The organism is Biomaibacter sp. TOL, assembly GCF_059717795.1.
On record NZ_AP046092.1, the window covers coordinates 2,313,674 to 2,325,314 of the forward strand.

The following is an 11,641-nucleotide window of genomic DNA, read 5'->3' on the forward strand; positions in this document are numbered from 1 at the left end:
TTTTGAGGCTGAACAGTTATGACGAAATTTTCCGGGGGCGCTGTAATTGCTCGCCTCCGGAATTTTTGAGAAAGGGAGAACAATTATGCTGAACATAGAGGATATTCAAAACATTATCCCGCACCGCCATCCTTTTTTGCTGGTGGATAAAATACTGGAGCTGGAAGAGGGCAAAAGAGCCGTCGGGATAAAAAATGTTTCGATAAACGAGCCGTATTTCCAGGGGCACTTTCCCGGAAAACCGGTCATGCCAGGGGTGCTAATTGTGGAAGCTCTGGCCCAGGTGGGAGCATGCGCCATTTTAAGCTCCGAGACAAACAGAGGGAAACTTGCCCTTTTTGCGGGTATCGACAAAATGAGATTCAAAAAACAGGTGGTTCCCGGAGACTGCCTTACTCTGGAAGTGGAGCTTACCAGAATCAGAGGGGCTGTAGGGAAAGGCAAAGCAGTTGCCAGAACAGGCGGCGAGGTAGTTGCGGAAGGAGAGCTTATGTTTGCTCTGGTAAAGCCTTAGGAATGCGTCGTTTGTAAACGCGAGAAATCACATGGATAAAGATGATACAGGAGGGGAAAAATACTCCCAGGGAATGTTTAGAGGTGATATTATGACAGCCTGTAAGAGACCGGGAGTATTTTTATTTATTTTCCTGTTGATTGCTGCAGTATCCGCTTCTATACTTGTGGAAGGCTGTTCAAAAAAACCGGCAAAATCCCCTGCGAAGCCTTCCGGAAATGAAAAACAGGAATCTTTTAACCTGAAAAAACTACAGACTAGTATTGACAGCCTCGTAAAAGATTTCGAGAAGGAATACTTAAAACGACAGGCACCACCCCCGAAACCTCAGACTCAGGCAAAACCTTCGGGAAATGAACAAAAGCAGGGGGGACAGCAGAGCAAATCTAAGGGCGGCCAGCAGGGAAAAGAGCAGCAGGGCGGTCAGGGTCAGAGCGGACAGGTTGCGGGACCCGACTGGGCAAAGTTTGAAAAGGATGTAACACAGATCCACACGCAGTGGAACAATTTCCAGCCTGAAGCCATAAAGAACGGGGCGACGCTTGACATGGCGGACGGTTTTAGCCGAAAACTCAATGAACTTACAATGACTCTTACAAGGCAGGAACTGTATCAGGGTTTGCTGGCGGCCAATGACCTTTATGAAAAAACGGTGTCGTTTGAAAAACTGTTCAAAACCAAATCCCCTCCGGATACCAAAAAAGTGCTGTATAATCTGAGAAACGCCACATACAGGGCTCTTGCCGGAGAGGATGCTGAGGCCGAAAAAGCCATAAACGATGCTCTGAGGGTGTGGGAAACAGTAAAACCCCAGATAAAAGATATTGCCACCGTCAGCAAAGTGGAATATTCATTGAAGGAATTGGGGCAGGCAATAAAAGAAAAAGACCCCAATCTTATAAAAATCAAGGCCCAGATAGCGGAAAAGAACATGCAGGACGCTATTAAATCCATAGAAAAGCAGTGAATCAGTGAGTCAGGGGACGGTTCCTTGACTCATTTTGATGAGTCAAGGAACCGTCCCCTGACTCAAACGAGTCTTCTTGACAACTTTGACAGCGTCCCAATCAGAAACATCGGTTGTGTGCAATTTAGAATAAGTTCCTCCGGGCAGGTTACTATAACACATGTGGCCGGGCCGCCTGATTTCATTATGTCAACGGGACAATCATTCTTCCAGTTTACCGACAGTCCCAGATAAGACGCCAGCGATTCCGCCTCACTCTTTATCCCTCTTGAACCCACGGGAATTATGTCGTGTATAAGAGAACTGTTTGAAAGTTCTTTCATCACTTTCGAATCGGCGATAGCCGGATCTTCCAGACTGACTTCGTTACCTACTTTCGGCGTGCCTATACAGTATATGTTATCGCCTGCAATGGTTTTGTTTATTCGCAGGTTTTTTTTGTTCACGGTGCCCATAACGGTCACTCCGAGCCCCGTCTGGCATGTGGGGATGTTCTTTTCGGTGCTTATTGCGATGGGAAGATTTAAGTCAACGGTTTTAAGTTCATCCCGGATACCGGCTAATATACCTTCACCCGTAGGTGACGGTTCGCTGCATACGGAGGCGGTTACGGCAACCGGAATTGCTCCTACCGACATTATCTCCATGAGGGGCACCCTCAGTGTAAACCTCCCTACAATGTATGGTGAAACCCTCACCACATCTTTCTCCTTTTCACCTATTCCCCCCGCCGAATCGCAGGCCACAGCCAGAAGCATGTCGCCGCTCAGTTTTACAAAACTAACATCTCTATTTTCGGGCATATCCTTTCCTCTTTTTTTCTGGTTCACCATATACATTCCTCCTGACTTTTTGATATATTAAAAAGTCCGCAGTCTAACTCGCATTAGACCGTGGACTTTACCATCATCCCCGGGAATATACGCTTCTCAAGGCAGGTCTCCTGGCTCGGGTTCATGGCGGACTTTTCCTTCCCGGTTTCCCAGTGGATCCATAAAGGCCGCTCCCCGTTACAGTGGCGGGACCGCGCCGGACTTTCACCGGTCTTCCCTATTCTCCCCGAAGGGCACCTCAAGAAACATTTTACTTTTGTATAAATAATATACTAATCTTTGGATTATGTCAAATAATGAAATTCATCGACTCATCGAAAGACAAATTAAAACTTACCAGGCATCAGCTGTTCAAGTAAGCTTTTTTGTTATTCCATTTCAGCCTTGGGTTCAGTCGAAATACACAGACCCAACGCTCTATGATAGATATAGTATAATAGTCCGCCTATGATAAGTCCATTTATGGCCGGTATGAAGAATTTAACTTTCCACGATACAAAACCGCCTATTAATACTGAGATTAGACCCGGCCAGTATATGCCTTCCTTTTGAATAAAACTTTTTCTGGAAACGAAGAAGTATTCGGTAATTATTACACCGGCAACAGGCGTTACCCAGGAAGCGAGAATCGATACAAAGCCAAGGAAGTGACTTACAATACCGGATATGGCAAATGCGGTGCCGACGAGAGCGGAAAAAAGCGTAAGATAGAATCTGCTGCCACCAAACACCTTTTTTAATGCAAGACCCGAACTGTATGCAGATGTGATGCATGTGGTCCACTGAAGCAAAAAGACAAACACTAAGGCCATAGCCGGCATACCCAATTTCATCATAACCTCTACTATATTCCATGGTTCCTTTACACCGAGTTTCGTTGCCGAAAGGGCCATTATCATACCGGCAATTGTAAGTACTGAGGTTGCCGGAAAAAGACCTACAATGCCAGAATACGTTATATCGCTCCACTTATTTTTTATCCATCTCGTATAATCGGCCACAAAAGAACATCCTACGGCAATCATGCCGATCTGCATGTTTATGCCCCACATCAACCCCATATTTTGCTGCGGATTATAAGCCCAGAGGCTGCCTATACCCACTCCCATTATAGCTTTGCCGACGCCGAATATAATGATGTAAATCATTATAGGAAGACTTACCCAATTTAACCATGCCATGGATATAATACCGTACATGGCAGGGACCGCAAATACGATGCCAAATATTAATGTTACAATATTAAAAACTGTTTTACTCATGGGAATTACTGCAGCCATTGCTTGAGTCGCTATTGAAACCTCTATGCCGTACCAGGCAATACAAGGTATGACAGTTACAATAAAAGATGTTGCTATATCGCTTCCTTTTTTTCCAAAGGCGCATTCACCAATCAGGTAAGTGTTTAATCCCTGTTCCGCTCCAATTTTGCCCAGCGGGATGTAAAATAATACAAGAAGGGCGACAAGGCCTAAAAACATAGCTACAATGGCCTGCGACAATGTGAGGCCGTAAATCAAGCCTCCGCCTGCCATACTACACGCAAGCACGGCACACATTCCAATATATACGCTGGCCGCATAAAACCAATGTTTCCGCATCGACTGTGGTATCGGCTTTTGAGAATACTCTTCTTCAAAATTTACTTGATTTTTACTTTTTTCCATACTACTGTACTCCTTTCAGAAAATAAAAGATTTGTGTAGTTTATTATATAAATTTTTGGAGCAGGAACTTGTTCAATATCACCTCCGCATTTTTATGATAATTTTTGACATTTTGATGAAAATATAAAAAAAGTTGGTATAATATATTAAATAAAACTAGCTTTTTTCCTGCTCGTAAAATAAAAATAACGTTGGCAGTTAAAAACAAAATTAAGCATATTATTTATTTTTGAAAGACAAAGCAATAACGGAGGAATTTTGATGGAAGGCATAACTGTAAAAGAGGCTTATGAAATTTTAAAAGAAGACGGCGTTTATTGGGCTGGTGGAAGAAACGGGGAAACCAGGGTTATAAAATCGGTGAGTGTTATAGAAATCCCCGATTGCTTAGAGTGGCTTCAGGGTGGAGAAATGATATTGACCACGCTGTATCCATATAAAACTATTGATGAGAGACTCAATCTTATAAGAGGTTTGAGCAGAGGTGAAGCTGCGTGTATTTGCATACATCCGGGCAATGATCCGTTTCCTCAGGTGCCCGATTGTTTGGTAAAGCTTGCAGATGAAATAAATTTTCCCTTATTTTTAATAGACAGAAAACTACCTTATTCTATAATCATGAAAAAAATATATGAAGCTTTACTTAACAGGGAAGAGCTGGCTCTAAAAAAAGCTCAGGAGATTAACAATATAATGAATAATATCTTATTGACCAATGGAGGGGCGCATGAAATAATAGACAAATTATCAGCGATTACAAATAAAAGCGTGCTTTTTCTCGATGAAAATTTTAAACCAGTTGATGTGATTTTAAGAGGGAAAAATGACAGTTTAGTTGAAGAAGATTTTACAAAAATATGCGATTTTGCAAAAAGTTATATTGAAGCGAATATTTTACACAAAAGAAGTAAAAATAAACCCGACCAAACTTACATTGTCACCGGGAAAGATGGCTTTAATCTTGCAATTTCCATAGTGAATATCAATGATGAGATGGATTATTATTTGTTAGTCATAAAGCAGGGTGAAATGACTGAGTTTGACAATAAATTATACAAAATTGCATTTCCCGGGACAATTACTGCCTTAAAGATAGATATATTAAAAAATCTGGCTATCCTGGAAACAGAACAAAGACTTAAATCAGACTTTTTTGAAGACATAATAAATGATGCCTATACATCGGATGAGCTTATGAAAAAAAGAGCCCGAACCCTTGGTTTAAATCTCCTTGACAAAAACTTTGTCGTCATTTTTGACATTGACGATTTCGAAAAATACTGCAGAGATAATTATGAAAAAGGCGAAGAGCATATCCAAAAGATAAAAAGAGACTTGAAAAGGGCCATTGAAGAAGCATGCAAAGACATAAAGAACAGGGTTCTGCTTTTTGTTCCTAAAAGCGACGCCGGTGTATTACTTTTAGGTTTTACTCAAATTGAATATATGAGAGAAATGCTGTATAAAAAAATGTTAAACGACTTGTTTTTTAAAGTAGTAGATAGATTTTCCTCAAAGAATCCGGATGTCACATTATCAATGGGAGTAAGTTCGGGCATAGAAAATATTGTAGAGTTCAAGAGGGCTTACAAGGAAGCCATCTTTGCAAAAGATATAGGGAATAAATTATTCGGCAGGGGGAAAATTAATTTTTATGATGATCTCGGGATATATAAATTGATATCAATTCCGGACAAAAAAGAGGATATATTAAGGGATAAGTGGTTTTCCAAACTTTATGAGCATGATAGGAATAAAAGCGGTGACCTTATAGAAACACTGGAGGTTTTTCTGGACAGCAACGGCAGCATAAAAGATACGGCGAAAAAGCTTTACACCCATCCCAATACGATAAAGTACCGTCTTAAAAAGGTTAAGGAACTGACCGGTGAAGATATACTTCAGGATGAACAAAAAAGGCTTTATTATCATATTCTTATAAAAGCTTTGAAGATGCTTTCTTGATGATAATTTTTATAAACCTGAAGCATGAGATGTTTTCTAAAATCGTTATAAAACTCTAATTGTCGAACAGACAGGCTGTCATTGGCAGATGAATATTTTTTCTGCCATGAACAGCCTGTTATTCTTGTTATCTTTATGTGACAAAAAATCTTCTTTTTTTTGTTGTTTAAAGATATGGCTTTTAATAAGTTAAAAAAATTATAATAAAACTATTAGATTTTTTGGAAGGAGGGATTTTGCATCATGTCTAAAATTTTGTGGATTAACTTAAAACGCTGCATTTAATAAAACAGGCCGAAAATGACGGTTATGATGCCGCCGTAAAAAATACGGCTTTGAAACGCCGCCGCTTTTTGAGATAAAACAGTGGGAATTGGAAAAACAATATGATATTAAAGCATTATGGGACAAATAAGGAGGAAGAACATATGGCAAAAGATGTAAGAATTGGATTTGATGTCGGCGGGACTTTTACCGACGGCGTAATGCTCAGGGGCAAAGAGGTTCTGGCAAAGGCAAAAGCCCTTACTACCGATGATGTTACTACGGGAATAATAAATGCTCTGGATGTTTTACTGAAAACCAAAAAAGCCGAAGTTTCTGAAATAAGCCTGGTATCGCTGGGAACAACCCATACCACCAATGCAATTATCGAAAGGAAAAATTTGAATAAAGTTGGTATTTTCAGGTTGGGTGCACCGGCGACGACTGCTATCCCTCCTCTTACAGGCTGGCCGGAGGATTTGAAAGCGGCCATCGGTGGAGTCGATAATATCTTTATTGTGCGCGGAGGAAAAGAGTACGACGGAAGAGACGTTGTTCCCCTGGACGAAGAAGCAATTAGAAGCGCATGCAGGAAAATCAAGGGGAAAGTTGACTCCATAGCCATAACCGGCGTCTTTTCTCCAATGATCCCCGACCAGGAAGAAAGGACGGCGGAAATCATAAGAGAAGAACTGGGAGACATACCGATTACCCTTTCAAACCATATTGCTTCCATATCTCTCCTGGAGAGAGAAAACTCTACCATTTTAAATGCATCAGTCATTACCGTAATGAGAAAGGCTGTGGAAGCCCTTAAAAAGGCCGCAAAAGAGCGCGGCATTGAGGCGCCTCTTTTCATAGTTCAAAATGACGGGACGGTCATGTCTGCGGATTACGCGGTGAATTACCCGATTTTCACAGTGGCGTCGGGACCTGCGGCCAGTGTCAGAGGTGCGGTTTATCTTTCCGGCATTGATAATGGTGTTGTGGTAGACATAGGCGGGACTTCCACGGATGTCGCATATATAGTAAACGGATTCCCCAGAGAGTCTTCAATAACGGTAACAATTGGCGGTGTTAAGACAAATATCAGATGCCCGGACCTTATGTCCATAGCTCTTGGCGGCGGAACAATAGTAAAGACTAAAGGCAACGAGGTTATAGCCCATGGCCCCGAGAGCGTCGGATATAACCTGGTCAAATTGGGCAAGTCTTTCGGTGGTCCGATAATTACCACCCATGATATTGCAGTGGCCAAGGGAATCCTTGATAAGAAGCTCGATATCTTTGACACGGACTTTGCGCCTCATATTGATAAGGTTAAAGCTTTAGACAAAGACCTTGTAGAAGCGGCATATAATATAATAAAGAATACACTGGAAGTGGCCGTAGATCAAATGAAGACAGTGGCCGGCGATGTCAAGGCCATCTTCGTGGGTGGCGGTGCCCTTGTGGTGCCCAGGGAAAATCTTGAAGGCATATCTGAAGTCGTAATGCCGCCTCACTTTGAGGTTTGTGGTGCCATCGGGACAACCATTGCAGAAATCGGCGCTTATGCAGAAGGTGTGGCGGATTTAGAGATTGAGGATAGGGATGCTGCTATAAATAAAGTAATTGAAAAGGCAAAAGACGAAGCGGAAAAAGCGGGAGCAATTCGCGATACAGTAGAAGTGCTGGATGTTGAAGAGATTCCGTTTGCATACATGCCCGGAAAACGCGAAAAGATACGCATCAGGGTAAAAGGGAAAATATTTGAATAAGGGAGGCGGAACACAAATGTCGAAAAAAGTTTTCGAGACGCTGGAAAAATGGGGAATTAAAAACTATAAAATCATAGACAAGCAGGCAGTAAAAGAAATCACTCTCGGAGCATCCATCCTTGCAACGGGCGGCGGAGGAGACCCCGAGATAGGCCTTCTATGGGCATATAAAGTGCTGGATGAAGGAAAGACCGTTGTAATGGTTGATCCGATGGACATACCCGATGATATTCTGGTGGCGAGCCCCGCCTGCCTGGGCGCGCCGGTGGTACTTACCGAAAAGCCGCCGTCTTATGATGTATTAAATAATGCCATAAGAAAACTCGAGCAGTACTGGGGAAAGAAACTTGGGGCAACGATTCCGATTGAATGCGGAGGAGTGAATTCCACCGTCGCTTATGCGGCCGCAGGAGAATTTGAGGTCCCGGTGATCGACGTAGATGGCATGAACAGGGCGTTTCCAGAGCTCCAGATGACTTCATGGGTTACAAATGGAGTAAATGCCTCCCCTACGGTTTCCTGTGATGACAGAGGCAACGTAACTGTAATTGATACCGGCGATGACAACAAGATGGCCGAAAATATCGCAAGGCGTGTCGCCATGGCCTACGGCGGCATTTCCTGGATTGCGACATACCCCATGACGGGAAAACAGGTCAAGGAAGCTTCTATTTTAAATTCCCAGAGCATTGCGTGGGAATTGGGCAAAGCCGTTTACAGGGCAAGAGAAAAGCACCTGGACCCTGTGAAGGAAATGCTCGACAGCTTGAAGGCTACGAGAAACGTGACGGGGATGAAGGTATTCAAAGGCAAGATAGTGGATATTTCCAGGGAATTCGGCGGAGAGTCGACAAAAGGCTTCAGCCTCGGCAGAATAAAAATGGAGGGGCTTGACGAATATAAGGGAAGTGTGGCAGAAATCGACTTTCAAAATGAATGGCTTGTTTTAAGGATTGACGGCAAAATAAGGTGTCTGCCGCCGGATCTAATTGCCATAGTGGATTCTGAAACGGGAGAACCAATTCGCACCGATATCATGAAATACGGCTACAGAGGTTCTATCATCCTCATTCCCGCTCACGAAAGGATGAGGACGCCTAAAGGAATACAGCTGTTCGGGCCCGGGTATTTTGGCTACGACATGGATTATGTTCCTGTAGAAGAGCTAAATAAGGAGGTGGCGAAATAATGGCTTACAGCTTTAATGAAACGGAAAAAGCCATTATAAAGTTCTTGAAAGAAAACCCCTATAGCGAGAGAAAAGCCGTTGTTGAAGCACTTTCGAGCATGCCGGGATTGGAAGAATATCTGGAAAAACTTGCAAATGACATGGTATTGATAGAACTTACCGGGCCAATGGAATCAAGCCTGGAATCCAGGGTGCCGAAGAAGATATACATGATAAATCCCGAAAAAGAAAGTGAATTAGAAGGGATATAAGATGAATTATAAAAGGCGTGTGGATAAATTAATCGGGCTTTTACAGGAAAAGTGTCTGGATGCGGTAATTCTGGGGGACAGAGCCAATGTGAGGTATTTTACAGGCATGCGGTTTAATACCGCATCCTTTTCCATCCTTTTTGTCTCTAAAAATGGTGATGTTGTGCTTTTGACCGCCGTTCTCGACTATAACAGGGTAAAAAGGAATTGCTGGATAAAAGATATTAGAAAGTTCCCGGAAGATGACCCAAATTATCTAAATCCATTAAAAGAACTACTTTATGGCAGAAATATAAAGCGCGTGGGCGTTGAGTTTTCAACCGTTACAGTTGAAAGAGAAAATTTAATAAAAGAGGTAACGAACGCCGAACTGGTAAACATTGAAAACGATCTTTTAAGGCTCAGAATGGTTAAAGATATGGAAGAAATCGAAATTATAAGGATTGCCGCAAAAATCGCGGAAAAAGCCATGATTAAAGCCGTGGAGAGCATAAGAGAGGGAATTAAGGAATATGAAGTATCCGCCGTTGCCCAGGACGTGATGATGAGAGAAGGGGCGGAAGGATTGTCCTTTGAACCTTTTGTCATGTCGGGGGAGAACGCATGGCTCCCACAGCGATTTTCTTCGGATAAAGAACTTAAAAAGGGTGAACTTGTTCTTTTCGACATGGGGTGTGTCTACAGGGGTTATTGCTCTGATATCACAAGGACGTTTTCCCCTGGGGGCCTTTCTGATGAGCAAAAACATTTGTTCAGAGTCGCTTATGAAGCTCAGCAGAAAGCCATAGAGGCTGTGAAGCCGGGAGTGGCTGCAGAGGATATTGATAAAGCCGCCAGAGATTATATTACGCAAAAAGGGTTTGGTAAATATTTTCCCCACCTTACAGGTCATGGCCTGGGCCTTAGCATTCATGAAATGCCGATAGTGGATGTAGGAAGTAAAATTTTGCTGGAACCTGGAATGATAGTTACCATTGAACCCGGCATATATGTGGAAGGCCTTGGAGCGGCCCGGGTAGAAGACATGGTGCTTGTGACGGATGGTGGGTATGAACTACTAACAAATGCTCCTCGAGAGCTGGTGTAGGTGATGAATATGAGCGTATATGATATTTTAAAAAGATGGGGTATAGAAAATTACAGGGTTGTGGATGAACAGGGTCTGAAAGAAATAACCCTGGGAGCGTCTATCCTTGCTACCGGTGGCGGGGGTGATCCGGAGATAGGATTTTTATGGGCTCTCAATGTGGTCAAAGAGAGAAATGATATTGTGTTAATAGATCCAAAAGATTTTCCGAATGACGCCCTGGCTGCCATAGCCGGTTGCCTGGGAGCACCCGTTGTTTTGACGGAAAAACCCCCGAATGGTAAGGAAGTCCTGTGGTGCTTACAAAGTTTAAAAAGGTATCTGGGAAAAGAAATTCAAGCCATTATACCTCCTGAGGCCGGAGGGGTAAATACTCCTGTTCCGATGGCGGTTGCCGGGGCTGTGGGTATCCCGGTGGTCGATGCGGACGGCATGGGCAGGGCTTTTCCAGAGCTTCAGATGACCTCCTTTTATACCCATGGCATTATGCCGTCTCCCACGGCGGCAGCCAATGAAAAAGGAGCGGTAACTGTGGCGGATACCGCATGTGCTCTTATGGCGGAAAGAATAATAAGAAATGCAGCCATGGCCTACGGGGGGATATCCTGGATTGCGGGGTACCCGATGACCGGCAGGCAGCTTAAAGAAGCGGCCATCTTTAATTCCATTTCAAAGAGCTGGGAACTGGGTAAGGCGGTCTACAAATGCAGAAAAACCCATGACGACCCCATTGAAAACATAGTGAAGATAGTCGGAGGATATAAGGTTTTCAAGGGCAAGATTGTAGATATAAATCGCGAATTCGGAGCAGAAAAGACTAAAGGGTTCTCCATGGGGAGGCTCACCCTGGAAGGACTTGAGGAATATAAAGGTGAAAGGGCTTTCGTGGATTTCCAGAACGAATGGCTGAGGCTTGAAATAAGCGGAAAAGTCAAATGCCTGACGCCGGATTTAATATTGATACTGGATTCGGAAACCGGTGAGCCTATAAGGACCGATATAGTGAAATACGGATATCGCGGAAGCATAGTTGTGGTCCCGGCCGATGAAAAGATGCGGACCGACCTGGGCATTGAAACCTTCGGGCCGAAGTATTTCGGCTATGAGGAAGATTATACTCCCGTAGAAAAGCTGGTATGAATAA

General features: G+C 43.2%; 10 protein-coding genes and 1 riboswitch. Of the genes, 8 read left to right on the forward strand and 2 right to left on the reverse strand.

The features are described 5' to 3' along the window. The first annotated feature begins 85 nt into the window (after positions 1–85). Both fabZ and AC6I1H_RS11500 read left to right on the forward strand, forming a co-directional pair. The gene (gene fabZ / locus AC6I1H_RS11495) at positions 86–514 is read left to right on the forward strand and encodes a 3-hydroxyacyl-ACP dehydratase FabZ (RefSeq protein ID WP_497737720.1); all 429 of its coding nucleotides are present in this window, start codon (positions 86–88) and stop codon (positions 512–514) included. A 31-nt stretch (positions 515–545) separates the two neighbouring features. After that, entirely contained in the window at positions 546–1,481 is a 936-nt protein-coding gene (locus tag AC6I1H_RS11500; protein ID WP_497737721.1) for a hypothetical protein, read from the forward strand. Positions 1,482–1,543: 62 nt separating this feature from the next. Here the strand turns inward: AC6I1H_RS11500 and AC6I1H_RS11505 are convergent, their stop codons facing one another. After that, complete coding sequence (locus AC6I1H_RS11505; RefSeq protein WP_497737722.1) at positions 1,544–2,314, reverse strand: AIR synthase related protein; 771 nt, start codon at positions 2,312–2,314, stop codon at positions 1,544–1,546. Positions 2,315–2,397: 83 nt separating this feature from the next. Then, positions 2,398–2,570: riboswitch (cobalamin riboswitch) on the reverse strand. Between the two features lie 112 nt (positions 2,571–2,682). After that, a complete protein-coding gene (locus tag AC6I1H_RS11510; protein ID WP_497737723.1) occupies positions 2,683–3,981 on the reverse strand; it encodes a purine-cytosine permease family protein in 1,299 nt (432 codons plus the stop codon). A gap of 261 nt (positions 3,982–4,242) precedes the next feature. Between AC6I1H_RS11510 and AC6I1H_RS11515 the strand changes: the two genes are divergently transcribed. The 6 genes from AC6I1H_RS11515 (at position 4,243) to AC6I1H_RS11540 (ending at position 11,637) form a co-directional block, all read left to right on the forward strand. Then, complete coding sequence (locus tag AC6I1H_RS11515) at positions 4,243–5,946, forward strand: PucR family transcriptional regulator (RefSeq protein ID WP_497737724.1); 1,704 nt, start codon at positions 4,243–4,245, stop codon at positions 5,944–5,946. 428 nt (positions 5,947–6,374) lie between these two features. Beyond that, positions 6,375–7,970, forward strand: a complete 1,596-nt coding sequence (locus AC6I1H_RS11520; protein WP_497737725.1) for a hydantoinase/oxoprolinase N-terminal domain-containing protein — start codon at positions 6,375–6,377, stop codon at positions 7,968–7,970. A 16-nt stretch (positions 7,971–7,986) separates the two neighbouring features. Further along, positions 7,987–9,159 carry an S-methyl thiohydantoin desulfurase family protein gene (locus AC6I1H_RS11525; protein ID WP_497737726.1) on the forward strand — a complete coding sequence of 391 codons (1,173 nt, stop codon included), beginning with the start codon at positions 7,987–7,989 and terminating at the stop codon, positions 9,157–9,159. After that, positions 9,159–9,410, forward strand: a complete 252-nt coding sequence (locus AC6I1H_RS11530) for a hypothetical protein (protein WP_497737727.1) — start codon at positions 9,159–9,161, stop codon at positions 9,408–9,410. The genes AC6I1H_RS11525 and AC6I1H_RS11530 overlap by 1 nt, the downstream gene beginning before the upstream one ends. Position 9,411: 1 nt before the next feature. Next, on the forward strand, positions 9,412–10,497 hold the full coding sequence (locus AC6I1H_RS11535) for a M24 family metallopeptidase (protein ID WP_497737728.1): 1,086 nt from the start codon (positions 9,412–9,414) through the stop codon (positions 10,495–10,497). Between the two features lie 3 nt (positions 10,498–10,500). After that, the gene (locus AC6I1H_RS11540; RefSeq protein WP_497737729.1) at positions 10,501–11,637 is read left to right on the forward strand and encodes an S-methyl thiohydantoin desulfurase family protein; all 1,137 of its coding nucleotides are present in this window, start codon (positions 10,501–10,503) and stop codon (positions 11,635–11,637) included. Positions 11,638–11,641: the final 4 nt, after the last annotated feature.